This window comes from Pseudomonas sp. Pso3 (assembly GCF_055393275.1).
In genome coordinates this window covers 3,282,575-3,307,988 of record NZ_AP043687.1, presented here as the reverse complement: position 1 = coordinate 3,307,988, position 25,414 = coordinate 3,282,575, and the positions used below count along the sequence as shown (strand labels likewise).

The 25,414-nt window shown below is 58.2% G+C and carries 25 protein-coding genes and 1 tRNA gene; 11 read left to right on the top strand and 15 right to left on the bottom strand.

Annotated features, from left to right (window positions below):
* From ACZ5R1_RS15660 to ACZ5R1_RS15635, 6 genes are all read right to left on the bottom strand, one after another.
* Entirely contained in the window at positions 1-1,017 is a 1,017-nt protein-coding gene (locus ACZ5R1_RS15660) for an ABC transporter permease (protein ID WP_068385385.1), read from the bottom strand.
* 48 nt (positions 1,018-1,065) lie between these two features.
* On the bottom strand, positions 1,066-2,631 hold the full coding sequence (locus ACZ5R1_RS15655) for an ABC transporter substrate-binding protein (protein WP_464712525.1): 1,566 nt from the start codon (positions 2,629-2,631) through the stop codon (positions 1,066-1,068).
* Between the two features lie 106 nt (positions 2,632-2,737).
* Positions 2,738-3,313, bottom strand: a complete 576-nt coding sequence (gene ddpX, locus ACZ5R1_RS15650; RefSeq protein WP_042135836.1) for a D-alanyl-D-alanine dipeptidase — start codon at positions 3,311-3,313, stop codon at positions 2,738-2,740.
* Positions 3,314-3,354: 41 nt separating this feature from the next.
* The gene (locus tag ACZ5R1_RS15645) at positions 3,355-4,206 is read right to left on the bottom strand and encodes a MurR/RpiR family transcriptional regulator (protein WP_042135834.1); all 852 of its coding nucleotides are present in this window, start codon (positions 4,204-4,206) and stop codon (positions 3,355-3,357) included.
* A 218-nt stretch (positions 4,207-4,424) separates the two neighbouring features.
* Positions 4,425-5,180, bottom strand: coding sequence for an SRPBCC family protein (locus ACZ5R1_RS15640; protein WP_464712524.1), 756 nt, complete (start codon positions 5,178-5,180; stop codon positions 4,425-4,427).
* A 53-nt stretch (positions 5,181-5,233) separates the two neighbouring features.
* The gene (locus tag ACZ5R1_RS15635; RefSeq protein WP_042135830.1) at positions 5,234-7,255 is read right to left on the bottom strand and encodes a S9 family peptidase; all 2,022 of its coding nucleotides are present in this window, start codon (positions 7,253-7,255) and stop codon (positions 5,234-5,236) included.
* 89 nt (positions 7,256-7,344) lie between these two features.
* On the opposite strand from ACZ5R1_RS15635, the gene ACZ5R1_RS15630 reads away from it, so the two are divergent.
* From ACZ5R1_RS15630 to ACZ5R1_RS15615, 4 genes are all read left to right on the top strand, one after another.
* Positions 7,345-7,818 (top strand): hypothetical protein, encoded by a 474-nt coding sequence (locus ACZ5R1_RS15630; protein WP_042135828.1) that lies wholly within the window; start codon positions 7,345-7,347, stop codon positions 7,816-7,818.
* Between the two features lie 98 nt (positions 7,819-7,916).
* Positions 7,917-8,690, top strand: a complete 774-nt coding sequence (locus ACZ5R1_RS15625; RefSeq protein ID WP_042135826.1) for a class II glutamine amidotransferase — start codon at positions 7,917-7,919, stop codon at positions 8,688-8,690.
* 18 nt (positions 8,691-8,708) lie between these two features.
* Entirely contained in the window at positions 8,709-9,221 is a 513-nt protein-coding gene (locus tag ACZ5R1_RS15620; protein WP_288406688.1) for a DUF2937 family protein, read from the top strand.
* Positions 9,222-9,310: 89 nt separating this feature from the next.
* Positions 9,311-9,387: transfer RNA gene (locus ACZ5R1_RS15615), tRNA-Val, on the top strand.
* A gap of 468 nt (positions 9,388-9,855) precedes the next feature.
* On the opposite strand, the gene ACZ5R1_RS15610 is transcribed toward ACZ5R1_RS15615, so the two are convergent.
* A complete protein-coding gene (locus tag ACZ5R1_RS15610) occupies positions 9,856-10,485 on the bottom strand; it encodes a hypothetical protein (RefSeq protein WP_464712523.1) in 630 nt (209 codons plus the stop codon).
* A gap of 662 nt (positions 10,486-11,147) precedes the next feature.
* On the opposite strand from ACZ5R1_RS15610, the gene ACZ5R1_RS15605 reads away from it, so the two are divergent.
* On the top strand, positions 11,148-11,909 hold the full coding sequence (locus tag ACZ5R1_RS15605; protein WP_464712522.1) for a hypothetical protein: 762 nt from the start codon (positions 11,148-11,150) through the stop codon (positions 11,907-11,909).
* A 129-nt stretch (positions 11,910-12,038) separates the two neighbouring features.
* On the opposite strand, the gene ACZ5R1_RS15600 is transcribed toward ACZ5R1_RS15605, so the two are convergent.
* The 8 genes from ACZ5R1_RS15600 to ACZ5R1_RS15565 all read right to left on the bottom strand — a co-directional run bounded on the left by ACZ5R1_RS15600 (position 12,039) and on the right by ACZ5R1_RS15565 (position 20,298).
* The gene (locus ACZ5R1_RS15600; RefSeq protein WP_464712521.1) at positions 12,039-12,452 is read right to left on the bottom strand and encodes a hypothetical protein; all 414 of its coding nucleotides are present in this window, start codon (positions 12,450-12,452) and stop codon (positions 12,039-12,041) included.
* 506 nt (positions 12,453-12,958) lie between these two features.
* Complete coding sequence (locus tag ACZ5R1_RS15595; RefSeq protein ID WP_464712519.1) at positions 12,959-13,189, bottom strand: hypothetical protein; 231 nt, start codon at positions 13,187-13,189, stop codon at positions 12,959-12,961.
* 185 nt (positions 13,190-13,374) lie between these two features.
* Complete coding sequence (locus ACZ5R1_RS15590) at positions 13,375-13,677, bottom strand: hypothetical protein (RefSeq protein WP_464712517.1); 303 nt, start codon at positions 13,675-13,677, stop codon at positions 13,375-13,377.
* Between the two features lie 11 nt (positions 13,678-13,688).
* Positions 13,689-14,108 (bottom strand): hypothetical protein, encoded by a 420-nt coding sequence (locus ACZ5R1_RS15585; protein ID WP_464712516.1) that lies wholly within the window; start codon positions 14,106-14,108, stop codon positions 13,689-13,691.
* A 10-nt stretch (positions 14,109-14,118) separates the two neighbouring features.
* Complete coding sequence (locus ACZ5R1_RS15580) at positions 14,119-14,454, bottom strand: hypothetical protein (RefSeq protein WP_464712515.1); 336 nt, start codon at positions 14,452-14,454, stop codon at positions 14,119-14,121.
* A gap of 2,156 nt (positions 14,455-16,610) precedes the next feature.
* Positions 16,611-17,567 carry a tyrosine-type recombinase/integrase gene (locus tag ACZ5R1_RS15575; RefSeq protein WP_464712514.1) on the bottom strand — a complete coding sequence of 319 codons (957 nt, stop codon included), beginning with the start codon at positions 17,565-17,567 and terminating at the stop codon, positions 16,611-16,613.
* Positions 17,568-17,852: 285 nt separating this feature from the next.
* Positions 17,853-19,022, bottom strand: coding sequence for an MFS transporter (locus ACZ5R1_RS15570; RefSeq protein WP_288406689.1), 1,170 nt, complete (start codon positions 19,020-19,022; stop codon positions 17,853-17,855).
* Between the two features lie 568 nt (positions 19,023-19,590).
* On the bottom strand, positions 19,591-20,298 hold the full coding sequence (locus ACZ5R1_RS15565; protein ID WP_042135821.1) for a YfdX family protein: 708 nt from the start codon (positions 20,296-20,298) through the stop codon (positions 19,591-19,593).
* A 405-nt stretch (positions 20,299-20,703) separates the two neighbouring features.
* On the opposite strand from ACZ5R1_RS15565, the gene ACZ5R1_RS15560 reads away from it, so the two are divergent.
* The 6 genes from ACZ5R1_RS15560 to pheS all read left to right on the top strand — a co-directional run bounded on the left by ACZ5R1_RS15560 (position 20,704) and on the right by pheS (position 25,409).
* Complete coding sequence (locus ACZ5R1_RS15560; RefSeq protein WP_007159203.1) at positions 20,704-20,985, top strand: hypothetical protein; 282 nt, start codon at positions 20,704-20,706, stop codon at positions 20,983-20,985.
* Between the two features lie 206 nt (positions 20,986-21,191).
* Entirely contained in the window at positions 21,192-23,114 is a 1,923-nt protein-coding gene (thrS, locus tag ACZ5R1_RS15555) for a threonine--tRNA ligase (RefSeq protein WP_278387441.1), read from the top strand.
* A 20-nt stretch (positions 23,115-23,134) separates the two neighbouring features.
* Positions 23,135-23,668 (top strand): translation initiation factor IF-3, encoded by a 534-nt coding sequence (gene infC / locus ACZ5R1_RS15550; RefSeq protein WP_007159201.1) that lies wholly within the window; start codon positions 23,135-23,137, stop codon positions 23,666-23,668.
* A 61-nt stretch (positions 23,669-23,729) separates the two neighbouring features.
* Complete coding sequence (gene rpmI, locus ACZ5R1_RS15545; RefSeq protein ID WP_007159200.1) at positions 23,730-23,924, top strand: 50S ribosomal protein L35; 195 nt, start codon at positions 23,730-23,732, stop codon at positions 23,922-23,924.
* Positions 23,925-23,954: 30 nt separating this feature from the next.
* Complete coding sequence (gene rplT, locus ACZ5R1_RS15540) at positions 23,955-24,311, top strand: 50S ribosomal protein L20 (protein ID WP_007159199.1); 357 nt, start codon at positions 23,955-23,957, stop codon at positions 24,309-24,311.
* Positions 24,312-24,407: 96 nt separating this feature from the next.
* Positions 24,408-25,409, top strand: coding sequence for a phenylalanine--tRNA ligase subunit alpha (pheS, locus tag ACZ5R1_RS15535; protein WP_017638834.1), 1,002 nt, complete (start codon positions 24,408-24,410; stop codon positions 25,407-25,409).
* The last annotated feature ends 5 nt before the right edge of the window (positions 25,410-25,414 follow it).

The window sequence follows — 25,414 nt, the reverse complement described above, 5'->3', positions numbered from 1 at the left end:
CTAGTTCACCTTGCCGATGCGGGGATCGACCAGCCGGTAGAGCAGGTCGATGAAGCGGTTGAGCAGGACGTAGATGAAGGACACCACGATGGCGAAGCCCATGACCGCCGGGAAATCCAGCGCCTGGATCGACTTGACCACATAGGCGCCCATGCCCGGCCATGCGAATACGGTCTCGGTGAGCACCGCGCCATAGAGCAGGTCGCCCAGGGCCAGGCCGATTACCGTGATGGAGGGAATCAGGGCATTGGGCAGCGCGTGGCGCAGCACCACGGTGGTCTGCGACAGGCCATAGGCGCGGGCGGTACGGATATAGTCCTCGCCCAGCTGTTCGAGCATGGCGCCACGGATCTGCCGGGTGATGACGCCCAGGTTGACGAAGGCCAGGGTCACCGCCGGCAGCAGCAGGTGCCTGGCCGCGCTGACGAAGCCGGTGAGATCGCCCGCCAGCAGGGTGTCGATCAGATAGAAGCCGGTCACCGTGGGCGGTGGCGTCAGCCCCTGGTCCAGACGCCCGCCGCCGGGCAGCCAGCCGAGGTGCCCATAGAACAGCACGATCAGCCCCAGGCCCAGCCAGAAGGCCGGGGTGGAGATGCCGGCCACCGCCAGGGTACGGCTGATGTGATCGATCCAGCGATTGTTGTAGACCGCCGAGAGCACGCCCAGCGGCACACCGATCAGGATCGACAGCAGCAGCGCGGCCAGGGCCAGCTCCAGGGTGGCCGGAAAGAACAGCTGCAGGTCTTCCAGCACCGGCCGATGGGTGCGGATCGACTGGCCCAGATCGCCCTGCAGCAGGTCCCCCATGTAGCGGAAGTATTGCTGGTAGAGCGGCAGGTCCAGACCCAGCTGCTGACGGATACCGGCGACGATTTCGTCACTGGCACGCTCGCCGGCGATCAGCCGCGCCGGATCGCCCGGGATCAGGTGGGAGATGACGAAGGTGATCAGGGACACCCCGATCACCACGATGAGGATATCGGTCAGCTGCTTGCGCAGCAGATGGAAGAAGGCCATGGCATACCTCGCGAGGCGGGTGCCGGAACGCGCCGGCACCCGTCGCCCTTACTTGGACATCGCAGCGAAATCGAAGACCTGCTCGAGCATGGGGTTGAACACGTACCCCTTCACCGCGGCGCGCATCGGCACCGTGTAGGCCTTCTGGTAGAGGTAGGCGTAGGCGGCGTCGCCCACCACGATCTTCTGGGCTTCCTGGTACAGCGCCTTGCGCTGGGCCACGTCGCTGACGCTGGCGGCGTCGCGCAGCAGCTGGTCCACCTTGGGATTGCTGTAGAAGGCGCGGTTGCCCGCCAGCCCCGCATTGGTGCTGTCGAACCAGAAGTTCATGAACATGTAGGGATCGGCGAAGTCCGGACTCCAATTACCGATGGCGACGTCGAAATCGCCCTTGCCCAGGCGTTCGCGGAAGGTGGCGTTGGCCAGCTTCTCCATCTTCAGGTTGACGCCGAGGGTGCTCAGGCCGGCCTGCAGGGTCAGGCCGATGGGCTCCCAGGCAGGGTCCTTGTCCGAGTAGAGGAATTGCAGCTCCCGCACCTTGGGCGCCTTGCCCAGGGCGGCCTGGGCCGCTTCCAGGTCCTGCCTGGGCATTGGCAGACTCGGGTCATGCCCCCACATGCCGTCCGGGATCGGGCCGTTCATGAGCTTGGCCTTGCCCATGGCGATGCCTTCGACGATGCCCTGGTAGTCGAGGGAATTGACCACCGCCTTGCGCGCATTCACATCGTTCATGGGCGCGCGCCTGTTGTTGAGGTAGAGGTAGGTCACCCGCAGCGAGGGGTAGGCGGTGGTGACGAAACCGGACTTCTGCGCCAGGGCCTTGACCTGGTCTTCGGGCAGGTCCTCGATGATGTCCAGATCGCCCTGTTCCAGTTGCAGGCGGCGTACCGAAGGCTCGGCGATGATGCGGATCACCACCTGCTTGAGCGTGGGTGCCTTGCCGGCGTAATGCGGGTTGGGCTCCAGGGTCAGCGACTGGCCCTTCTGCCAGGCGGCCAGGCGATAGGCGCCGGAGCCGGCGGTATGGCCGGCCAGCCAGGCGTCCACGTCCTTACCGTGGGTGCTGGCCACCTTGGGGTTGATCACGCTGGCGCCGTCGTGGGCCAGGGCGAAGAGGAAGGGCGCGAAGGGCTTCTGCAGGGTGAATCTGATCGTCTGCGGATCCACCACGGTCACCGTCATGTCCGCCGGGAAGATGCTGGACGGGCCCTGCTTGAGCTTCATCAGGCGCTCGACCGAGAACTTGACCGCCTCGGCGGTGACCTCGCTGCCATCGTCGAATTTGTTGCCGGGCTTGAGGGTAAAGGTCCACACCAGGTTGTCGGGGGAGACGGTCCAGCCGCTGGCCAGGTCGCCCTCGACGTCGGTGCTGCCCTTGCCGTCTTCCACCTTGTAGCGCATCAGGCGCTGGTAGGCCGGGTAGGTCACGGTCCAGTCGTTGTTGTCGAAGGTCACACCCGGGTCGACGGTCTGCAGATCCGCAGGCTTGCCGATGACCAGGGTGTCGGTCGCGGTGGCGGCACTGGCCGGTTGCCAGGCGCCGAGGCCCAGCAGGGAAACCAGGGCGAGCACGCGGGACGCCGATGAAACGCAGGTGCGCGAAGACGAGAACATGCCGGTACCTCGGATTGTTTGGGTTTATGGGTGTTTCGGCAGTGGGCAAGGTGGTCGAGCGAAGGGCTCGCGGCGCCGGATTCGAATGACCCGGTCACCGGCAGGATCAGTTCAGCAGGGCGGCGAGCTCCTCCGGGCTGAGATGGTGATAGTCGATCAGCGCATAGCGCCGGGCATCGGGCAATTCGAAGTGCCACCACTCGCTGGGGATGAAGGTGAAGCCGGCGCTCTGCATGATGCCGAGCAGCAGCAGGCGGTTGCGCTGGGCCGCGGCGGGCAGCGCCGGATTGAACAGGTGCGACAGCTCACGCATGTCGTCGAAGCCGGTCCCCATGTCCAGCGGCTCGCCGGCCTCGTCGAGCAGGGTCACGTCCACGGCCACGCCGCGGCTATGGTGCGAACCCTGCGCCGGATCGCTCACGTACTGGGCGTCGGGCAGCACCCGCCACAGCAGTTGCTGGGCATAGGGCGGGCGGTAGGCATCCAGTACCTGCAGGCGCAGACCGGCCTGTTGCGCCAGCGCGCTGGCGCGGTGCAGGCGGGCGGCGGCATCCCGGTGCAGCAGGCAGTGGGCGTCCTGGTAGAGCACCTTGCCGGCCAGGTTGTCGGCGGTCGCATAGACCAGGTGGATGTCCACGCCGTAGCGGTGGGCGTCGATCTCGACGAGTTCTGGATGGTTCACGGTACGGGGAGCTTCCTTGGAATAAAGAGGGGTGTCGGGGCTCATTCGAATTGCCCGAAGCGCTGCTGCAGGGCGCGGTTGCTGGCCACCCGTTGTTCCAGGGCATCGCCGGAGCGATCCGCCACAGCTGACACCAGCAGGTTGAGCAGGCAGGCGAGAGGCGCTGGTGACTCCCAGAACTGGTCGACCTCCGGGCGCAGCTGCAGCAGGTCGGCGGGATAGTCCCGCGCCCAGGGACAGTGGTAGTCGGTGATCAGCGCCATGGGCAGCCTGGCATCGCGTGCGGCTTCGCACAGCTTGCGAGCAACACTCGAATAGGCGCGAAAGTCGGCTACCACCAGGTAGGGCTGGGCGAAGCCACTGTTGAAGATGTCGGCGTAGGTGCCCGACAGGCCATCGACGTAGAAGGCCTTGGGCCGGATGTATTCAAGCAGGCTGTGAAAACTGCCGAGCACCCCGCGGGTGGTCTGGATACCGGCGATGAACACCGCGTCCGCGCCGGTCAGCTGCCGGACCACCTGTTCGAATACCGGGCCGCGGGCCAGCTGGTAGACGTCCTCGATGGCGGCGAGCTCGGCGGCCAGGGAGCGGTCCAGCGCATCGCTGCGTCCGCTCTGCTGGCGAAAGGCACTGAAGCGGTCGGTGATGCGCCAGGCTTCCAGGCCTTCGTCTCTCAGGCTCTGCTTGACCTCGTCGAGGTTGCGATAGCCCAGCGAGCGCAGCAGCCGACCCACGGAGATGCCGGTGGTGTTGGTGCGCTGGGCGATGCTGTCGGCGGTCTCGAAGGGCAACTTCTCCGGGTTGGCCAACAGATAGCCCGCGACGCGTTTGCCGGTGGGGGTGAGGTCGGCGAAGGCGCCTTCGAGGGCTTGGAAGAAGAGTGGCTTGGTCAAACCGGCTGGCCTGCGATGTTATCGAGCTGTCATTAATCGCTCCGTTGTTCGAAAGCTAACATCGGCCTTCCAGGCGTCGCAAGCGGCGGCACGCCGGTTGTCACCGAAGTGTCGCAAAGCGGGATTTGGGGTCGTTGGGAGATAAGCCAGGATGGAATCAATGGCCAGGAAGGAGGGTGGCGGCGTCCCCGAGGGAGACGCCGCGGCACAGCCGGAGGTCAGCCCAGCGGCGACTCCATGTGCGAGGTGCGCTCGACGGCGCCATAGCGATCGCCGACCGCATGGGCGCGCTCCAGCAGCACCTTCAGCTCGGCCAGGTCCTGGGCGATGCGGGTGCCAGGGTCGCGGCGCAGCAGTCGGGCGAACAGATGGCCGAGGCGACCGGCCGGCGGCTCATAGGCCATGACCGCCGTCACCTCGGTGCCGCCGGGCACGTCGGCGAAGCTGACCCAGCCCAGGTTGTTCAGGCCGGCGTACCCGCACGAGCGCCAGCCGATCAACTGGCTGGGGATGTCGTCGGTGACTTCGGCGTCCCATTCGAAACGCCCCATGGGCGCCTTGACCACCCAGTGGGAATAGCGGTCGTTGAGCACGTCCACGCGTTCGATATGGCGCATGAAGATCGGCAGGTTGGAGAAGTCGCGCCAGAAGCGATAGAGCTCATCGCGGGGGCGGGCGATGACGACCCGGCGGGTCTGGGAGGCCGCCGAATGCCAGGCCAGCGAGCGACGGACGTCGCGCTCGAAACGCACCTTGGTCAGGGTGCGCTTGATCGAGCAGTGACCACGCAGGCCACGTTTCAGCAGCCAGGCACCGGTGGCGCCGGTCAGCAGGCCGAGCAGACCGCCTCGCGCCAAGCCGCGGCTGATCAGCAGACCACCGCCAGCCACGGAGGCCAGGCGTTCGACGCCCTTGATGGCAGCGGCGTCGCGAGGCGGGGGAGCGAGAGGGGGAGTGGGGGCATCTAGGTGCATGGCAGATTCTCCTTTAGCTGTGGAAAAGACCTGCCCAGAGCCCCCGCCGTTCCCTAGCCGGTCAGGCCCAGTACCCGGAAGACGAAGGCGTATTCCAGGGCCACGTCGCGCAAGGCCTGATAACGCCCGCTCATGCCGCCGTGGCCGGCGCCGAATTCGGTCTTGAGCAGGAGCAGGGGCGCCTGATCGGTCCGCCGCTCGCGCAACCGCGCCACCCACTTGGCGGCTTCCCAGTACTGCACCCGAGTGTCGTGATAGCCCGCCACCGCGAGGATGGCCGGATAGGCCTGGGCCTTCACGTTTTCATAGGGCGCGTAGCCGGCGATGCGCGCGCGCACCTCAGGCTCGTTCGGATCGCCCCATTCGTCGTACTCGGTCACGGTCAGCGGCAGATCCGGCTTGAGCATGGTGTTGAGCACATCGACGAAAGGAACCTCGGCGATGGCGGCGGCATAGAGCTCGGGCCGCTGGTTGACGACCGCGCCGATCAGCAGACCCCCGGCGCTGCCGCCGCTGATGACCACCTGTTGCGGCGTCGTCAGGCCCTGTTCCAAGAGATGCTCGGTGCAGGCGATGAAGTCGTCGAAGGTGTTCTGCTTGTGTTCCAGCTTGCCGCTGCGATACCAGGCTTCACCCAGTTCGCCGCCGCCGCGGACATGGGCGATGGCGAAGCGCACGCCGCGATCCAGCAGGCTCAGGCGGGCGTGGGAGAACCAGGGATCGAGGCTGTGGCCATAGGCGCCGTAACCATAGAGGTACAGCGGCGCGCTCTGCGGCAGGTCGCGACGACCGACCAGGCTGATGGGGATGTGGGTGCCATCGGCGGCGGTGGCCCACAGGCGGCGGCTCTCGTAGGCGTCGGCGTCGAACGGGCCTTCCACCGGGACCTGCTTGAGCACCCGCTGGGTGCCGCTGGCCAGCTCCAGTTCGCGGATCTCGGCGGGGCGATTGAGCGCCTCGTAGCGCAGGCGCATGACCGGACTGGCGAATTCCAGCACGTCCATGGCATCCAGGCTGTAGACCTCGTCCGGCAGGTCGACGCGATAGGGTGCCTGGCCATAGGGGCGGACCTCCAGAATCGGCAGTCCGGCGGTACGCAGGCTGAGCACCAGGGCGTGGGCGCCAAGGCTGGCATCCTCCAGCATCACCTCGGGGTCGTGGGGCACCAGCAGTTGCCAGTGCGCGCGGGTGGGACTGCTCTCGGCGGCCTGGTAGAGGGCGAAGTTGATGCCGTCCTGGTTGCTGCGGATGTACCAGCCATCGACGCCATGATCGGGAAAGTACTCGTGACCTTCCTCGCGTGGCGCCAGGCAGACGAAGGCCTCGTCCGGCCGGTCCGCGTCCAGCACCCAGGCTTCGCTGGTGGTCTTGCTGTGGGACAGCAACAGCAGCTTGCGCTCTGAGCTCGAACGATAGCAGCCGAGAAAGAAGCGCCCATCGGTCTCGTGAAAAACCAGTTGCGGCTCGGCATCGCCCAGGTGATAGCGATAGAGCTTGTGCGGACGATGGGATTCGTCGCGCTCGCCAAAGAACAGGGTGCGGCTGTCGTTGGCCCAGGTCAGGCTGCCGTCGCATTCCTCGAAGGGCAGTTCGGTTACCAGGCCGGTGGCCAGCTCCTTTACATAGAGCCGGTAGGTTTCATCGCCCACCTGATCGAGGCTGTAGGCAAGGCGGGTCTGGTCCGGGCTGATGGTGAAGCGACCGATGGAGAGAAAGCCGCCGTCGGCGATGGCGTTGCCGTCGAACAGCAGCTCTTCGGTCGCCGGATCGGGCGTCAGATCGCCGTTGGACGGGCGGCGGCAGCGATAGTTGCGGCCGTATTCGTCACCGGCCTGGGTGCGCTGATAGTAGAGATAGTCGCCGCGGGGAACGGGCAGGGACAGGTCCGTCTCGCGAATGCGCGCGCGGATCTCCTCGAACAGCTGCTCGCGCAGGGCGGCCTCGGGGGCCAGTTGGGCTTCCAGGTAGGCGTTCTCGGCCTCCAGGTGCGCCAGCACCTCGGGGGCGTCACGGTTTTCCAGCCAGACGTAGGGATCGTCGCCAGGGGCGCGGCGGGCAATGGGGGCTTGGGTCATGCGGGCTCCTTGGGCGCCGCGCAAAGACACGCGGGCGGGGCAAAACCGCTATCATAGGCTTCTCCTTTCCGCTATCGCCATGGATCGCAATGACCGAGCAAGAGTACCTGATCGCCTGGGCCGTCTACGCCATCGCCGCGCTGCTGCTGTTGGTGGTGTCTTTCAAGGCCACCGGCTGGCTCTGGCGCTGGCTGCGCGAACCCATCCGGCTGGTGGTGGCCGTGCTGCTGGTGACGCCGGCCCTGGTGGATGCCGAGCATGGCCTCTATGCCCCGGCCATCGCCGTGACGGTGCTGGACCTGGTGTTCAAGGTGGGTAACAGTGCCTGGTCGGCGGTGGCCAACCTGGCGGCGGCCGGCACCATCGGCGTGGTGCTCTACCTGATCTTCGTCCTCTGTCGCTGGCTGTACCGCCGCTCCCATCCGCGTCCCGCGCCGGTCGTCGCCGAAGGGCCGACGGATGATCCGCAACCGGAATCGCCGGTGGCCCCAAGGACCCCGGCAGCCCCGGTCGAACGCCGCGAACCCCGGGGTCGCGGCGAGCGCGTCGAACCCCGTCTGTAATCCAGGCTTGCGCCCAGGACGTGACCCCTTCAGCATGATTGCGAAGGGCAGCGGCTGCAGCCGCCGTTGAACCAGGCAGCCACCCCGGAGGGACGGACATGTGCGAATTGCTGGGCATGAGTGCCAACGTGCCCACGGATCTGGTCTTTAGTCTCCAGGGCCTCATGCAGCGGGGCGGTCGTACCGGTCCGCATCGGGACGGTTGGGGCGTGGCCTTCTACGAGGGCCGGGGCCTGCACCTGTTCAAGGATGCCCTGCCAGGCGCCGATTCCGAGGTGGCCAAGCTGGTCCAGGGTTACCCGATCAAGAGCCATACGGTGATCGGCCATATCCGCCACGCCAACGTCGGGTCGGTCAATCTGGCCAATACCCACCCCTTCGTGCGGGAACTGGGCGGGCGCTATTGGAGCTTTGCCCATAACGGCCAACTGCAGGATTTCCATCCCGAGCCGCGTTTCTACCGGCCGGTGGGCGATACCGACAGCGAGACGGCCTTTTGCAGCCTGCTGGACCAGGTCCGCGAGCGCTTTCCCGAACCCGTCCCGGTGGAGATGCTGTTGCCGCAGCTGGTGAATGCCTGCGACGGCTTTCGCAAGAAGGGCGTCTTCAACTGCCTGCTCAGCGACGGCGACTGGCTGTTCAGCTTCTGCACCAACAAGCTGGCCCATATCACCCGCCGCGCCCCCTTCGGTCCGGCCCAGTTGCGCGATGCGGAAGTCCACATCGACTTCAAGGCCGAGACCACGCCCAACGACGTCGTCACCATCATCGCCACCGAGCCGCTGACCTCCGACGAGGTCTGGACCCTGCATCAGCCCGGGGAATGGCATCTCTGGTGGGACGGCGAGATCGTCTCCCAGGGCCGCGTCTAGACAGGAAGCCACTTCACGATGCTGCGCAGTTATATTCGTCTGCTGTTGTTCACCCTGGCCTTGCTGGTAGGGGTGCAGATCCCCGGCTTCATGCTCGACTACGAGCAGCGCGTGGATGCCCATCGCCTCGAATCCGATCAGGCCCTGAGCGGTTTCAGGCGGACCGCGCAGCAGTACTTCGAAGGCAATCTCGACGGCTTGCTGGCGCATTACCGGGCCAGCGAGGATCCGGTCTTTCGCAGCGACGCCGACAGCCTCGGCGTACTGCTGCGCCGTAATGCGCTGTTCAACGAAGAGTGGCAGGCGTTGCAGGGTCCCTGGTACCAGCGGGCCTGGCGCATCCTGGTACGGCCCAACAGCGAACTGCGCGACGAGACCCTCCGGCAATATCGCTATCAGGTGGTGCTTACCCCCGAAGCCATCGGCTGGGGGATAGGGCTGGGCTTGGCCCTGGCGATAACGGTGGAAACCCTCGCCCTCTGGCTTTCAATCCTGCTCTATCCGCGGCGTCCGGCCCGGCGGGTTTCCTAGCCTTCAAAAAAAATTTCACGTTTTCAGGCGTTTAGCTGAAAAAAGGGCTTGACGCTAAAGTCCCGCTCTGTAGAATGCGCACCCACAGCAGGCACGTAGCTCAGTTGGTTAGAGCACCACCTTGACATGGTGGGGGTCGTTGGTTCGAATCCAATCGTGCCTACCAGCTACAGAGCGGTCTCTAGGGCTTTGGCTCACAGAGATCGTTCACAATATAACCCCGGCGTTCACACAGCAATCTGTGAATGATCCGGGGTTTGTTGTTTCTGGCCTCCAGAGAAAGGCATTCACACTGGTCTAGCTGTGAACGACCCTAGCCAAACCCTCATCACTCCTAGCATCTGCCCCACCATGTGAAGGTGGAGGGCATTGCTCGTAGCCTCGCAACGTCCCTCCCTTCGCTTCGCTCAAGGTTGGCTCTAACCCACCTGAGCTACGTGCCTTCCTATAACGCTCTATACGCAACGATCTACCCTTGCTCTATACCTACCCATAGGCTAGCCCTCTATCGCGTCTTATGCGCGCTTGTAGGAGCTTATAGTCCTCTCCGCTAGAAAAGTTACGCCTACCTACACACCCCCACCCAGGGGGACTAGGGGGGCTTACGTACTTATGCAATAGCTATCAATAGTTTCTAGAGAAAATCCTCTGGGTCTTCCTGGGTTATTAGGGCTCCCTTGATAATTAATCTCTCATTCAAAATGCAGGCGGTTCTGTAGCTTTTGATTGTTCCAATCTTCATTAGCCCGCCATCCTTTCCAATGAAATTTTGGAATGCTGGTATGGTTGCGTAAAATTGCACTATATTTTTGGCTAGATTTGGTTCTAAGAGCCCAAGCTTTTCTATGTGCTTTTGATAAACTTCGTCGTACTTGTGAGGGTACTCAAAGTGGTGGTTAATTACGGCTTCGCCATAATAATCGCTGAACATAGCGCTCTCATTTCCTAGCTTGTTTTCTTCCTTAAGCGTTTCGATGTTGTGCCTGAACATTTTGGTAAATAGATAGTCGCGATTTATGGCAAGGAATGCAGAGATTTCTGCTTTGATTGCATTCGCTATTGACTCGGCTTCTTTCTTTTCCTTTCTCAAGGTTGAGATGTAAGTAGGAAGCCAAGCCGCAACTGCGCCTACGGTAACTGATGCAAGGCTTGATAGGGCAGGTATCCATTTTTCCCATGGATCGTATTGCTTTGCCTCGAACAAGCCAGCCTGTTTTAAAGCGCTTAGCAGTTCTATAGCCGATTTGTAGCTTTCTGGCTCCACTAGGCCTCTCCGATCTACTGTCTTGACTCACATGTAATATTAGATTATAAGCTGTCTTGGGCAAGCGGGCCTAGCTGGAGACAGCAAACCGTAGGTGCTCAGCCTGAGGGCTGGAAGCGCCCTGCTAGATGAGTACGCTATGGGCGAACCTTAGATGGTGTAGTGACTAGGGGAAGGTTAGGCAGTCCGAGCCGGTGGATTGTAAACAGGCCCGCTAGAGTAGAGCGGAGACTACTCAGCATAACCCTACTGGCTTGGTTAGTAGGGCAGGTTACTGGTAGCTGACCTATCAGGCACAGACGGCTTAACCCCTGTGAAGAACGCCCTAGCCAGCAATGGTTAGTGGACCCGCTAAGGGCAATAGGCTAAGCGCCTATCAGACAGAGCTAGCGCTCTGGTCTGTCACGCCTATAGCTTGCGGTGGTACGTCTAGGAAGGATGTCGCAGCTATGAAGTATGTTGAAAGCGGTACGAGTGGGATCGTCAAATACCTTGCTTATCTATCTCTTCTTCTCGTTGCCCTATACGGCGCTGATAGGGTGTACAACAAAAAGTATAACGACTGCATAGACAATGCATTGGCCAGTAGCTATTCGCTATCAGTGGCAATAAATACTTGTGTTGCTGTAGTAAAGTAGATTGATTCAGGGAAGAGGCAGGCTGTGTTAGAAGAACTATCCAAAACCGTCAAGGCTCAACTCTATGAGCGTGTCTCAAGCCCTCTCTTGGGGTCTTTCCTAATAGCTTGGTGTGGCTGGAACTATAAGTTCATTCTTGTACTTATTTCATCAATGGACGTAGATAAAAAAATTTCCTATATAAGTGCTAACCTCTATCCGTCTTATTGGGATAAGGCGCTTGAGGCTTTTATCTATCCGCTAGCCACTACAATAATTTTGATATTCGTCTACCCATGGCCTGCTCGATGGGTATTTTCTTTTAGTCGTAGGCAGCAAGTAGCTCTTAAGAAGCTCCAGCAAAATATTGATGATGACACGCCTTTGAGTATTGAGGACGCAAGAGAGCTAAGGCGAAGTAATAATAAGATTGCAGCCGACTTTGAGGAGGAGATCACGCGTTACAAGAATCAAATTGAGAGGCAGCGGGAGCAGTTAGATATAGCAGCTGAATCGCTTAAAAATCAAGGTGATGCAAAGCAGCATCTTGCTCAGCTTCTTGAGCAGATTGCTTCACAGCAACGGCTGAATAATGATTTATCAGGTAGACTAAAAGAGTCAGAAGCAAATGTATCAGAGCTGCACGCGACCCTTGAGTCAATAAAGGCAAGAAACTTAGGTTCTGATGCTCGTGTTGAAAAAGGTATTCTCACTATGAAAGTAGGCGATGCAATCCGTGAAGTTGAGGTTAGGCGTAAGCGGAGGTTGGTACTCTCCAGTAAAGACAGTAAAGCTAATAAAGAATGATACTTTACTAGTGGGTTTAGACGCAATTTGCTTGGAGAAAAGGAAAGAGGCACACCTATACAAGCATATGCCCCTATAACCTCCTGTAATGCTCTATACAAAGCGTTCTCCGTGAGCCCTTAGCTATCCCTATGCAGGGTACTTCACGTTTAACCTAGCCACTCGCTCAAGTTCCTTAACCCAAAACTCATTGTCTTTTTCAGCAGCATCCATACCTTGCTTGAACGCTTTCTTCTCAGAGGGGCGGCCGGGCTTATTGCTGTAAGTCGGATGTAGAAGAGACTTTAGTGTATTGACATCCGAGGCACTGACTTCCTCCGCTGTATCAATCTTCTCCTTTAGTCTTTCCATAGATACATCAAGCCAGTATAGGCGGCTCTCCTCATCTAAGCCATTCTCGGCTGCATAGTCTTTCAGTTCACTAAGCTTACAGCCCAGCTCTTTAGCTAGGCGTACATGACTCTTGGTGGTGATGTACTTGTCTTCTTGTTCTTGAGAGAGGCGAAGCTTGGAGGGGCGTCCCCGTTTAGTGTTCTGGTCCATTATCTTTCCATTTTGTATTTGTGTGGAATAGGTAGAGGCTTACGCCAAACGTGAAGACGTTAGCTATCACTACGCATTCTTGGTATTTGTGTAGATACATCATTGCTACCATTTGGCTTAGCTGAATGGCTTGCATGAGGTAGTAAGCGAGTAGGGGTAGGTTCATACGGCGTTCCATAGCCTAGGGCTACAGATGCCTTAGATCACTATTAAGCTATTAACTTTGTCAAAGGTGTATTCCCTAGCTAGGTATGTCACCTGCTGCCATGGTCTACCTAAGCTAACGCTAAGATGGTAGAGGGCATAATAGCTCTCTCTGTTAGCTGCAATGTAACGTAAATGACGTCTAGATATTTTATCTGACTGGCTGTCATGAGAAGTGTCTATGTCAACTACGTCTTTGCCGTTAGTGTATATAGCATCATTCACTATGACGTATTCTCTAGGGGCATCCCCGCATCTGAATCCTAGCGCCTGATCTCTATGAATAATTGGTGCTGTCATATCTAACCTGTCTGAGCTTGAGCTAAGATGGTTAGCCTGTGTTTCTCTTGGTCCATCACTAGCTCCCTATAACGCTTGGCATCGTTCACTGGAGAGAGAATGGAGACATAGCCCTTGCAGAAGGGGAAGCTAACCATCTTGGTTTCTTTGGTGGTGTCGTAAGGGAAAGAGGTCACTAGGCCGCCAGAGGCGAGGTAGTTGTTAATAAGCTCGTTTATCTGTTCATGGTTCATGCTCAAGCCCTTTGCGTGTTTAGGTGTATTGTTCGGAGAGGTCTATTAAGTCTTCTTCGTTCAGCTCCCTGCCTCTCACCACTTGAAAAGCTATCTCATTTAGCAAGGGTGAATAGCTCTTATGCTTATCAGCTAGAAGAAATAGTTCAGAAGCTAGCTGATTGGCTTCTACTTTTTCTGTAAGGCTAACCATCTACCACCTCAGTTAGCTTTTTAGCGCTAATCAGGTCATCAATGGTTTTGTGTAGAATTGTCTTGTTGGTGTAGACGCTACCAGTTAGCTCTATAGGGGCAGGTTTGGTTGTGTACTCAAGACCTAGAACTACAATGGTGGAATACTGAGTGGTTCCATACTTAACACCACGATAGGAGCTTTCGCTCATCAAGCTAGCGTTAGCCTTAAAGACGTATGCTTGCTCTTCAAGACGCTTAGCCTCTCGTGCCTTACGGTATTGCTCTTCCAGCTTCTCATCTTCAAATAGTGCCATGGTGGCTCTCCTTATTGGTTGTTGTATTGGTTGCGAATGGCGGCCATCAAAGCCACTTCATCCCTAGCGCTACCAAGTACAGAACCTTTCTTGTTGTCGATATTGATAGAGCCATCCTCAGCAACCTTCACAGCTTTGCTGGAATTCATCTCCTTCCATTTGGCTTTACGCTCAGCTTCCATAGCAGCGGTCTGATTCATAGCCTTGAGCCAAGGATCATTAGCTAGACGTTCGTTGGTGGATTGCTTAGCCAGTTCCCACGCGCTCTTCTGCTTAGCAGTGCTTTCGAGAGTGCCTTTCTGAGTGGTGGGTTCTTGATAGTCGACTAGCTCATAACCCTTCGCCTGGAGTTGCTCAAAGGCTTCAATTGGGCTAATTCCCATTTCACTAGCTACTTGCTTGAGTACGGTGGTGGTGATTTGCTTGCTCATGATTTGTTCCTTATTGATTTTTATGGAGGGCGATAATGTCTTTAGGTGTGTTTATCCTGTATTCATTGCGTAAGGCATTGGTGCCTTTAAGTCGATATTTCCTAATGGCAATGATGCCGTGCTTTTGCATTGTCCCTAATGCCCTACCAATTGAGGTCTGACTTACATGTGTGGCTGTAGAGAAGTCCTCAATGGTAACTCTTGCCCATCCGTTCTCTAGTTCGTTAGCTCGGATGATTGCTAAGAATGCTTTCTTGTTGGTTGAGTTGATCTTGGAGTAAACCCTTTCAATTAGGGCCTGCTCCTCAACGCTGTAGCCAGCGAGGATCGTTGCCTTGTTGGTCATTGTGTTTTCCTAAATTAGATCAAGCCAAATCCGCCAGGATGTATCTAGTAGAAATCCTCAGGTGTTCAGCATTGCGTAATGTGTATTAAGCAGGGGAGAGGACTTTCCCTAATGTCTCTTGCTGACGTGCTAGGCCATACGCTAGGTAGTCACCGTCCTTGTAGATGGCAAGGCTATCCCCATAGGGTTTGCTAGAAGCGTCATAGCAAACCATCTCTTCAAGCTTCTTGGTCTTAGCCAACTCAAAGAACGCCCGGGGGCTAGACGCTAGGTAGTTCTGTATACCTTCCAGAGCACACCGCGTTGACTGAGCTACTAACTGTGCCGTCCGCTTGCTCATAGCCTCATGCTTACAGGATGACGTACTAATTTCAGGCATCATCAATGCATATCTGACATGCTTGGGGCTAACGTTGAGTTCTCCGCTAGATGAAACTCCAGCAGATACGTAGCAAGCTCCATAGACATAATCATCAAACCATTTAACGCTGTAGCCGTGCTCGGTCCTGTGCTTGATGTCTTCAGCCCAGATGAGGTGCTTATACAGAGGGTTAGGTGTCGAGATTGGTTTAGGTCCACGAGTTAAAGAGGTACGCTCGACAGTCTTATTTACCTCCTGTGCTTTCTTTCGCTTAGAGCTGGTAATGGCAGTCTGTGCTTTCTCTAGGTCCCCTTGCGTGAGGGATTGTCTCCAACGCTCAAAGCTTTCATTGTTTGAATAATCCATCAAGCTGCCTTCATTAGGTTCAGTTCTATGTGTAGCTCCCCTATGATTTCTCCAGTAGAGCGATTAACTATTAGAAGTCGTTTGTTCTCAGTACGCACGGTTATAATTTCATTACGCTTTATGCGTACAGGGTAGAGGTTAGCTCCAGCAAACTCGTACGACTGCTCACGCATAAGCTCAACCAAATCTTGGATGATGTGCTGCATATGCTTACCTGTAATTTAATAGCGCAGTATATAAAGGGGAGAAACGACTAGAAGGTTTCTAGCGTATCCGCCTGAATTAGCGCAGTATATAAATAGAAAAGAAAATTCCTGCTCTTGCTCTTATTCACCCACCAATGTTCTTCCCTGAAAGGGAAGGTTATTGCGTGGGACTACTCTTACCCTTATAGGTTGATACCCTACATGTGTCAGGTATGAGATTTAGGTAAATAAATTCCCAGCTTGTTAGCGTCCATCCAAGACGCCAAGGCTGGGAGAACCTTTAAGGTTATGGTGTGCCTAGAAAGATTCTTAGGAGCACTCTCTTAAGCGGCTAACGCCGCGAGAATACTCTTAACAATGTTCTATCACATTGGTTAATGTTCGTCACTCCGTTACACTGCGTTCCTCACTATTAACATAGTGTATTACTGAAATTCTGGACAAAAGGGGTCAAAGAAAGATGAAATATCGGCGAGCCGTAGGCTCTAGCTATTCCATGGTTAGCGTAATGAAACTCATGCGTCTGCATGCTGAATTCGGGTTCACTCATGCCTGTGATGGTGACGCTATGAGCGTTGCTAGAAGCTCACGCCTGTGGCGTTCGCGAGTACCTGCCTAGATTATCTTCTTGACGCAATAAAGCATCATTAAGCCTAAGCTGCAGCGACTAAGGTCGCCATGCCTAGCATTGCTAGGCAGAGCATTATGTCTACTATTATTCTTATCGGCCTTCGGCCTCAAATCTTTAGAATTATTTAAAGTGTGTAAGACAACTAAAGTCTAAATTTAGTTCACTAATTTTTATGCTTTTATAAGTTTTAATGCGTAATTATCTATAGCCCTCAGGGAGGGCGAGCACACCTATACAGCACTCGCCTGTCGTAGCAGTCTTATAGACAATAGGGTTGCGGGTTTAGAAGGGGAGAACATATAGCCTAAAGCGGCTGGAAGCCGCGAGATTACTGGGTAAGACGGCTCTATCCAGCGCAGCTTATGATGGTAGTGTCACTGGTACGTAAGTCATCACATTGCTTGGCTAGAGTTAGATTGGCTCGGTTGGTGTAGAAGAGAGTGGGGTATTACTTCCTCTCTATCTCAATTAGAAATGCCTAAGCGCATTTACAGAAATCATTTTCTAGCGTGAATGCTGCTAGGTTCTCCATTGCATAACAAAAAGGGCTAGCCATTACAGCTAACCCCTTGTGTCTGTCGCCTTATAGTCGTTAATCAATAAGGTGTAGGACATCCTTAGCGTTGAGGTGGCTATATCTAGCTACAGACCTAGTGTCCCTATGCCCTGACACAATCATAATCTGAGCGTTATTGAAGCCCTTCTTGGCTACGTTGGTAATGCGTGTATGCCTTAGCTGGTGTAGGCGTACACTCTCATCCATACCTAGCTTGATCCTGGCCTTCCTGACAGCCTGGGAGACGCTATGAGCCTGTATCTTGAACAGCCTACCCATACCTATACGTTTCTTCTTACTGAGCGCTATAGCGTCATGGAAGAGGGCTACAGCTCGCATAGTGAGGGGTACTGAGCGTGTCCCGTTCTTCCCGTCCACTACGTCTACAAGCCTGTCCTCTAGGTGTAGGTGCTCAAGCCTGAGCGTCACTATCTCCGATCTACGCATAGCTGTTTCATAGGCTAGCTCTGTGATGAGTCTGGTGGTAGGGGAGAGGGCAGATAGGAGCTTCATCAGCTCCCCTTGGCTGACCACCTTGTCGCTAGGCTTGGATGGCTTTGGTAGGGCTATGTCTGTAAGGGGGTTGGCTATGTCTAGCAGAAGCTCCCTTCTGGCGTACTTAAAGAGGCGAGACAGGAACTCAAGCTCTGTCCTACAGGTGGCAGGCTTCACCTTCTCTAGCCGCTTGTGCTTGTACTCGTTCACCATGCCCTTTGTTATCTGGTCCATGGGCATAGGGAAGACGCTAGCCAGATGCTTGAGGCGAGCTAGGGCATGGTGGTAGCTGCCTTTCCTGGCAAGCAAGGTCTCCACGTACAGGGCTCCAATGCTAGCCACCGTATGCACCTTCACGCTCCGACACTCTGCCTCTATAGAGGAAGCCCAGAGGGTCGCCTCCTGTTCTGTCTTGAAGGTCTTGGATTGGGGAGCCTGTCCTTTTATGCGTACCTGAGCGTTCCAGCTACCTGAGGGGAGTTGTCTGAGCGTTGCCATGATGAGGTTCCTGTAGTGAAGGGAGCCTCTGCAAGCCGCATAACCTATTGATCTCTCTGGAAATTGACATGGTGGGGGTCGTTGGTTCGAATCCAATCGTGCCTACCAAACAAAACCCGCACTGCTGGCGGGTAAGAAAAAAGGCGATCCGAAAGGGTCGCCTTTTTTCGTTTGGGGTTTTATTGGGGGTGGCAGCGGTGAGGGCTTCAGATGAGTCCTGGCGACATACTGCTCGGCCCTGGCCCTGGCCCTGGCCCTGGCCTTTGCCTCGGCGAAGGCGAGGCGCTAGGCGTCTCGCTGCCGGGCGGTCATCGGCCAGGTGAGTGCAACGAACGCCATCCCGCCACCCACCAGTAGCAGCGCTGCACTCAGGCTCCAGTGCTGCGCGACGAAGCCGATCGCGGCCGGACCGATGAGAATGCCGGCATACCCGATGGTGGTGATCGCTGCAATGGCATGGCTTGCAGGCATCCGGGTCTGCCGTCCGGCGGCACTGAAGAGCACGGGGACGATGTTGGAAGCCCCGAGGCCAACCAGCAGAAAGCCTGCGAAGGCAAAGGGCTGGGTGGGTGCCAGGACCGCCATCAGGAAGCCTGCCGCGGCGAGCAGGCCGCCGCCTACGACCACTTTCAGGCCGCCCAACGTCTTAACGATCCAGTCGCCGGTCAGGCGGCCAATGGTCATCGCCAAGGCAAATACCGTGTAACCGAAGCCGGCCTGCGCCCGGTCGACACCATGCGTATCGATCAGGAACAGGGCGCTCCAGTCCAGGATCGCGCCTTCGCCGAGAAAGATCAGAAAACAGAGCAAGCCGATGAAGGCGACGATCCCGCGCGGCAGTGTGAACAACGGGGTATGTCCGGCGTCATGATTGCCGTAGGGCAGCAGACCCTTGATCGAGACCGCGAGTAGCACGATCAGCAGCGCGCTGAACACCAGGGTCGCCACCAGCGGTTGGATTCCAGCCCCCAGCAGAACGCTCATGCCGCCGGCGCCGACGATCCCGCCGACACTGAACAGGCCGTGGAAGCCGGACATCATGTTGCGACCACTGTCCTTCTCGACGATCACGGCCTGAATGTTGATCGCGACATCCAGCGCGCCAACGCTTGCCCCGAACAGGGCCAGGGCGATGGCCATGCCGAAGATCGAATCGGCGACGGCAAGCAGCGGCAGCACCAGGGCGAGTGCTACCGAGCTGGTCGCGATCACCGCGCGGCACCCGAAGCGGCTGGCGAGGATGCCAACGATGGGCATCGCGACAATGGATCCCAGGCCCAGGCAAAGTAGGAGAAGGCCAAGCGTCGAATCATCGGCGCCGATCCTCGCCTTGGCGACGGGCACTAGGGGTGCCCAGGCGGCCATGGCAGAACCCGCAATGAGGAAGCCAGCGCGGGTCGCCCATTGCTCGATCGCTCCCGAAGGCTGTTGTGCGGCGAGTTCCACGTGTTGCATTGGAGAGGCTCCGGAAAAAAGTGACAGTAGGGGTGATCACACCTCATACCAGTGTTAGCTGATCATGCATGATTGAGCAAGAATACGCACAATCGTGCATATCACGGCTGTATCTGCGGCGCGCGAAGGCCGTGCCTGATCCGGGTGGGTTAGAGACTGGCTGGCATCGAGGTATCTCGGCAGGACCGGGTAGCTCTGCCTGCGGGGAGGGGGTGGAAGCCTGTGCGAATCCGTGGGCGGGCGGAGTCTCAGCATGGCGACAGGCTCAGGTGCAGTCGCACGCCGACGGCCTCTCCTTCAGCGCCAGTCTATGTCCGGCACCTTGAAGTTCATGCGTCAGCGGCTGTGGACAGGTCTCGCCGAGGCTCGTGCGGGAGGGGTAGGGTTTGGGTCAGTTGGACCTGGTAACAATATCCGCCTCGGTGGCGGGTAATGGAAAAGGGGCGATCCGAGAGATCGCCCCTTTCGTGTCTGGCTGCTCCGCACGCTGGGGTCGAGGCGGACTTGCTAGGTGTCGGGTCGTTTAACAGGGCGACCCTGCGATCGCCCTGTTGCCCCTGCCAAGCCATCAGCTGCTCGGGGTAACGGTCTCGGTGAAGGAGCCTGCCGGCTGCAGCCCATGCTTGTTCGCCGTGAAGTCCAGGGCCGTCGAGGCGTAGCGCACGCCATCCTGAACCTGCTTGAGCGTCAGGTTGGCCTCATAGAACTTGTCGCTGGCCAATTGCTTGGCCGCCTGGTCGACGTCCGTCATGGTCTGCTTGAGCGGTGCCAGGGCGATGGCCGTGTCGATATCCACATCGGCCAGGCGCAAGGTTTCTGCAGCACCCTTGGCGTCGCCATGCTTGAGTTTGTTATTGGCATCGGCCACGGCCTTAACTTTCTGTGGGCTGGCCATGTAACTGTCCTGTACTACGGTATCGCCCCAGATGGGTAGCCAGGACGTTACGGTAGTGCTGGTATCGGCCTTGCCCTGATTATCCTTGACCTGCAATTCGCTCGCGGCTTTTTTCAGCGCGGTATTGTCCGATTGCGCAAGTTTGAGTGCCTGCTGGGCGTCCTTGACATGGGACACTGCCTGCTTCGTTTGCCCCTGGAAGAGTTCCAGGCGTGCGGCGGAGATGTCGGTAAAGGCCCGTTGCCCCTGGGTGGACAGGGCCTGGAAGCTGCCCAGTTCGTTTGCCGAGGGGGCTTGGTTCGCGGCGATGGCCGCAGACGAGCAGGCGGCTACGATGGCGACGACCAGCATGCTCTTTGCCAGTTTATTCTTGACGTTCATTTGCTGCCTCCAGCGGATATGCAATTGAAGTAAGGCTATCGCTCAGGTACCAGAACCAGGTTCTGTAGTGCCTGGAATCGATACTCCGCCGTATCGCTTAACACTGGATTAATAGGTGCGGGGCTTTTCTTGAATAGCCGCTTAACAAGTTGGCACAGCTAACTGCGCGTGATCTTTCCGCGCCTTGATTGAAGGGCGGAATTGATCAGGGCGGGCGTGAGTCTGGTTTGCGCGTTAGAACTTTCTGGAAGTGCGAATAAAGGTTCTGCCGATTGCTCGGGCGGGTGTGACCGCGTGCCTCGGTCGTGATGCCCGGGGTTTTCACGTAGACTGGCAGACGATTTTTTTGGGGCTTCGTTGCTTGGCCAAGGCGCGAGCAGGGCCCGTTACCGCGAGGAGAGAGTGATGACGCAGGGTGGTGAAGGGCGGCAGATCGGTAAAGGCGGCTGCCTGGGATTGATCCTGCTATCGATCCTGTTCGCGGTCGTGGTCTTCGGCTCCATCATCTATGTCTATCGCCACAATGCGACGCCGGCCAATCGGGCCAACGAGCAGCAGGCCATCGATCAGTGCCTGGCGCGGGCCAATGCCCCGGAAACCTCGCCGGCCGATCGCCAGGCGCTCATGGAAAATTGCCAGGAAATGCAGAAGCAGTTCCTCAAGAAGTACCCCGACGCGGCCCGTTGAGCCGGCGACTGTTCCTCTCGAGGTTGCGCCAGGTCTCAGTTTCTGAAAGGATTTCCGTCCCAAACTTTCCAGTGATCCTTTCGCGTCGCCCGGAATGCCTTGCGGCCCTGCCACTGTGCGGCGGGATTTCCAGCGGTGCGGCTGCTTACTGGCCAATCCCACCATGTGGCCCTTGGTATGGGTCACCACTGAGTTGAGGAGGCGCCATGCCTGTCATTACTCTCCCCGACGGTAGCCAACGTCCATTCGACAAGCCCGTCACCGTAGCCGAAGTCGCCCAGTCCATTGGTGCCGGTCTCGCCAAGGCCACCATCGCCGGTCGCGTCGATGGCCAGCTGCGCGATGCCAGCGATCTCATCGAGCAGGATGCCAACCTGCAGATCATCACCGCGAAGGACGAGGACGGCCTGGAGATCATCCGCCACTCCTGCGCCCACCTGGTGGGTCATGCGGTCAAGCAGCTGTTCCCGACCGCCAAGATGGTCATTGGTCCGGTGATCGACGAAGGCTTCTACTACGACATCTCCTTCGAGCGTCCCTTTACCCTGGATGACCTCTCGGCCATCGAGACGCGGATGCGCGAGCTGATCGACAAGGACTACGACGTCATCAAGAAGGTGACGCCGCGCGCCGAGGTCATCGAGGTGTTCAAGGCCCGGGGTGAGGAGTACAAGCTGCGCCTGATCGACGACATGCCCGAGGAGCAGGCCATGGGCCTGTACTACCACGAGGAATACGTCGACATGTGCCGGGGCCCGCACGTGCCCAACACCCGCTTCCTTAAGGCGTTCAAGCTGACCAAGCTGTCCGGCGCCTACTGGCGTGGCGACGCCAAGAACGAGCAGCTGCAGCGCATCTATGGCACCGCCTGGGCGGACAAGAAGCAGCTGGCGGCCTACATCCAGCGCATCGAGGAAGCCGAGAAGCGCGACCACCGCCGCATCGGCAAGCAGCTGGATCTCTTCCACTTGCAGGAAGAAGCGCCCGGCATGGTGTTCTGGCACGCCAACGGCTGGACCGTCTACCAGGTGCTCGAGCAGTACATGCGCAAGGTCCAGCGCGAGCACGGCTACCAGGAGATCAAGACGCCCCAGGTGGTTGATCGCATCCTCTGGGAACGTTCGGGGCACTGGTCCAACTACGCCGAGAACATGTTCACCACGGCCTCGGAAAACCGCGACTTCGCGGTCAAGCCCATGAACTGCCCCTGCCACGTGCAGGTGTTCAACCAGGGGCTGAAGTCCTACCGCGACCTGCCGCTGCGCCTGGCCGAATTCGGTGCCTGCCACCGCAACGAGCCGTCCGGCGCCCTGCACGGCATCATGCGCGTGCGTGGCTTCACCCAGGACGACGCCCATATCTTCTGTACCGAAGAGCAGGTGGAGAAGGAAGCGGCCGATTTCATCAAGCTGACCCTGCAGGTCTATGCCGACTTCGGTTTCACCGACGTGATCATGAAGCTCTCCACGCGCCCGGCCAAGCGCGTCGGCTCCGAAGAGCTGTGGGATCGCGCCGAGAAGGCTCTGGCCGATGCGCTGGATGCCTCGGGTCTGGAGTGGGAATACCAGCCGGGCGAGGGCGCCTTCTACGGGCCGAAGATCGAGTTCACCCTCAAGGACTGCCTGGGTCGTAACTGGCAGTGCGGTACCCTGCAGTACGATCCGAACCTGCCGGAGCGCCTCGACGCCAGCTACATCTCCGAGGACAACAGCCGTCAGCGTCCGGTAATGCTGCACCGCGCCATCCTCGGCTCCTTCGAGCGCTTCATCGGCATGCTCATCGAGCACTATGCCGGTCTGTTCCCGGCCTGGCTCGCCCCGACCCAGGCGGTGGTGCTCAATATCACCGACAAGCAGGCCGATTTTGCCCAGCAGGTCGTCGGCGAATTGAACGCTGAGGGCTTCCGGGCCAAAGCCGACTTGAGAAACGAGAAGATCGGCTTTAAAATCCGCGAGCATACTTTGCTCAAGGTTCCCTATCTCCTGGTCATTGGAGACCGGGAGGTTGAGACACGATCCGTTGCCGTGCGTACCCGTGAAGGCGTTGATCTGGGCTCCATGCCCATCGAGCGTTTCCGCGAGCTGCTCACGCAAGCGGTTTCCCGGCGTGGCCGGCAAGATTCGGAGTAATCACTATCAAGCAGCGTGACATGAGACAAGACAAGCGAGCCGCCCCCCGGGCACCGATCAACGAAAATATCACCGCCCGGGAAGTTCGCCTTATTGGCGCCGATGGTCAGCAAGTAGGCATCGTCTCCATCCAGGAGGCCCTGCAGGCTGCTGAAGACGCCAAGCTGGATCTGGTGGAAATCACCGCCGACGCCGTACCCCCGGTCTGCCGGATCATGGACTACGGCAAGCACGTCTTCGAGAAGAAGAAGCAAGTCGCGGCGGCGAAGAAGAACCAGAAGCAGGCTCAGGTCAAAGAAATCAAGTTTCGTCCAGGGACGGAAGAAGGGGATTACCAGGTAAAACTACGCAACCTGGTACGTTTCCTAACCGAGGGGGACAAGGCCAAGGTCTCGTTGAGATTCCGCGGCCGGGAGATGGCCCACCAGGAGCTGGGCATGGAGCTGTTGAAGCGGGTCGAAGCTGACCTCGCCGAACATGGCGCCGTTGAGCAGCATCCTAAGATGGAAGGACGCCAACTCATCATGGTCATCGCCCCCAAGAAGAAAAAGTAACTACCAGGGCACTGGCAGGCCTTGCTGTTATGCGTAATCACTCAATGCGGAGTATCCGAACATGCCAAAGATGAAAACTAAAAGCGGCGCTGCAAAGCGCTTCGTGAAAACTGCTGGTGGCATCAAGCACAAGCACGCTTTCAAGAGCCACATTCTGACCAAGATGACCACCAAGCGTAAGCGTCAGCTGCGCGGTACGTCGCTGATGCATGCATCCGACGTCCAAAAGGTCGAGCGCATGCTGCGCCTTCGTTAATCCTGGTCAAGAATTTAGAGGAAGTTACTCATGGCTCGTGTTAAGCGTGGCGTCATCGCTCGTCGCCGTCACAAGAAAATCCTGAAGCTCGCCAAAGGCTACTACGGGGCCCGTTCGCGCGTCTTCCGCGTCGCTAAGCAAGCGGTAATCAAGGCAGGCCAATACGCCTACCGTGACCGCCGTCAGAAGAAGCGTCAGTTCCGCGCTCTGTGGATCGCTCGTATCAACGCTGGTGCTCGTATCAACGGTCTGTCCTACAGCCGTCTGATCGCCGGCCTGAAGAAAGCGGCCATCGAGATCGACCGTAAGGTACTGGCCGATCTGGCCGTGAACGAAAAAGCGGCGTTTGCTGCGATTGTCGAGAAAGCTAAAGCTTCGCTGGCTTAAGCCCCCCGGCAATCTCGCGCCTCTGGCGCGAAGCAACGTTATCAATAGGGGAAGAGCCTCATAGCTCTTCCCCTATTTTGTATCTGGAGTCCCTAGATGGAAAACCTGGATGCGCTGGTCTCCCAAGCACTGGAGGCCGTGCGGCACACCGAAGACACCAATGCCCTGGAACAGCTCCGGGTCAATTACCTGGGCAAGAAGGGTGAGCTGACCCAGATCATGAAGACCCTGGGCCACCTCACCGCTGAGGAGCGTCCCCAGGCTGGCGCGCTGATCAACGCCGCCAAGGAACGTGTCCAGGACGCAATCAACAGCCGCAAGGCGACGCTGGAGCAGGCCGCATTGGCCGCTCGCCTCGCCGCAGAACGCATCGACGTGACCCTGCCCGGGCGGGGCCAGGCCTCCGGTGGCCTGCACCCGGTCACCCGCACCCTGGAGCGTATCGAGCGTCTGTTCGCCAACATCGGCTATGGCGTTGCCACCGGTCCCGAGATCGAAGACGACTACCATAACTTCGAAGCGCTCAACATCCCCGGCCACCACCCGGCGCGGGCGATGCACGATACCTTCTACTTCAACGCCAACATGCTGCTGCGCACCCACACCTCGCCGGTACAGATCCGCACCATGGAGAGCCAGCAGCCGCCGATCCGTATCATCTGTCCGGGTCGTGTCTATCGCTGCGACAGCGATCAGACCCACTCGCCGATGTTCCATCAGGTCGAAGGCCTGGTGATCGACGAGGAGGTCAGCTTCGCCGATCTCAAGAGCACCCTGGTGACCTTCCTGCGCGAGTTCTTCGAGGAAGAGCTGGAAGTCCGCTTCCGTCCCTCCTACTTCCCCTTCACCGAGCCGTCGGCCGAGGTGGATATTCGCCGCCCGAGTCGCGATGGCGAACCGGCCTCGCGCTGGCTCGAGGTGCTGGGCTGCGGCATGGTCCACCCCAACGTCCTGCGCATGGCCGGCATCGATCCGGAGAAGTACCAGGGCTTCGCCTTTGGCATGGGCGCCGAGCGCCTGGCCATGCTGCGCTACGGGGTCAACGACCTGCGCCTCTTCTTCGACAACGATCTGCGCTTCCTGGCGCAATTCCGCTAGCTGCC

What these genes read in the sequence shown, in the direction of transcription:
- ACZ5R1_RS15660 (WP_068385385.1), bottom strand. Translation starts at nt 1,017, where the DNA reads ATGGCCTTCTTCCATCTGCTGCGCAAGCAGCTGACCGATATCCTCATC.
- ACZ5R1_RS15655 (WP_464712525.1), bottom strand. Translation starts at nt 2,631, where the DNA reads ATGTTCTCGTCTTCGCGCACCTGCGTTTCATCGGCGTCCCGCGTGCTC.
- ACZ5R1_RS15640 (WP_464712524.1), bottom strand. Translation starts at nt 5,180, where the DNA reads ATGCACCTAGATGCCCCCACTCCCCCTCTCGCTCCCCCGCCTCGCGAC.
- ACZ5R1_RS15635 (WP_042135830.1), bottom strand. Translation starts at nt 7,255, where the DNA reads ATGACCCAAGCCCCCATTGCCCGCCGCGCCCCTGGCGACGATCCCTAC.
- ACZ5R1_RS15630 (WP_042135828.1), top strand. Translation starts at nt 7,345, where the DNA reads ATGACCGAGCAAGAGTACCTGATCGCCTGGGCCGTCTACGCCATCGCC.
- ACZ5R1_RS15625 (WP_042135826.1), top strand. Translation starts at nt 7,917, where the DNA reads ATGTGCGAATTGCTGGGCATGAGTGCCAACGTGCCCACGGATCTGGTC.
- ACZ5R1_RS15620 (WP_288406688.1), top strand. Translation starts at nt 8,709, where the DNA reads ATGCTGCGCAGTTATATTCGTCTGCTGTTGTTCACCCTGGCCTTGCTG.
- ACZ5R1_RS15600 (WP_464712521.1), bottom strand. Translation starts at nt 12,452, where the DNA reads ATGGACCAGAACACTAAACGGGGACGCCCCTCCAAGCTTCGCCTCTCT.
- ACZ5R1_RS15595 (WP_464712519.1), bottom strand. Translation starts at nt 13,189, where the DNA reads ATGAACCATGAACAGATAAACGAGCTTATTAACAACTACCTCGCCTCT.
- ACZ5R1_RS15590 (WP_464712517.1), bottom strand. Translation starts at nt 13,677, where the DNA reads ATGGCACTATTTGAAGATGAGAAGCTGGAAGAGCAATACCGTAAGGCA.
- ACZ5R1_RS15585 (WP_464712516.1), bottom strand. Translation starts at nt 14,108, where the DNA reads ATGAGCAAGCAAATCACCACCACCGTACTCAAGCAAGTAGCTAGTGAA.
- ACZ5R1_RS15580 (WP_464712515.1), bottom strand. Translation starts at nt 14,454, where the DNA reads ATGACCAACAAGGCAACGATCCTCGCTGGCTACAGCGTTGAGGAGCAG.
- ACZ5R1_RS15575 (WP_464712514.1), bottom strand. Translation starts at nt 17,567, where the DNA reads ATGGCAACGCTCAGACAACTCCCCTCAGGTAGCTGGAACGCTCAGGTA.
- ACZ5R1_RS15570 (WP_288406689.1), bottom strand. Translation starts at nt 19,022, where the DNA reads ATGCAACACGTGGAACTCGCCGCACAACAGCCTTCGGGAGCGATCGAG.
- ACZ5R1_RS15565 (WP_042135821.1), bottom strand. Translation starts at nt 20,298, where the DNA reads ATGAACGTCAAGAATAAACTGGCAAAGAGCATGCTGGTCGTCGCCATC.
- ACZ5R1_RS15560 (WP_007159203.1), top strand. Translation starts at nt 20,704, where the DNA reads ATGACGCAGGGTGGTGAAGGGCGGCAGATCGGTAAAGGCGGCTGCCTG.
- thrS (WP_278387441.1), top strand. Translation starts at nt 21,192, where the DNA reads ATGCCTGTCATTACTCTCCCCGACGGTAGCCAACGTCCATTCGACAAG.
- infC (WP_007159201.1), top strand. Translation starts at nt 23,135, where the DNA reads ATGAGACAAGACAAGCGAGCCGCCCCCCGGGCACCGATCAACGAAAAT.
- rpmI (WP_007159200.1), top strand. Translation starts at nt 23,730, where the DNA reads ATGCCAAAGATGAAAACTAAAAGCGGCGCTGCAAAGCGCTTCGTGAAA.
- rplT (WP_007159199.1), top strand. Translation starts at nt 23,955, where the DNA reads ATGGCTCGTGTTAAGCGTGGCGTCATCGCTCGTCGCCGTCACAAGAAA.
- pheS (WP_017638834.1), top strand. Translation starts at nt 24,408, where the DNA reads ATGGAAAACCTGGATGCGCTGGTCTCCCAAGCACTGGAGGCCGTGCGG.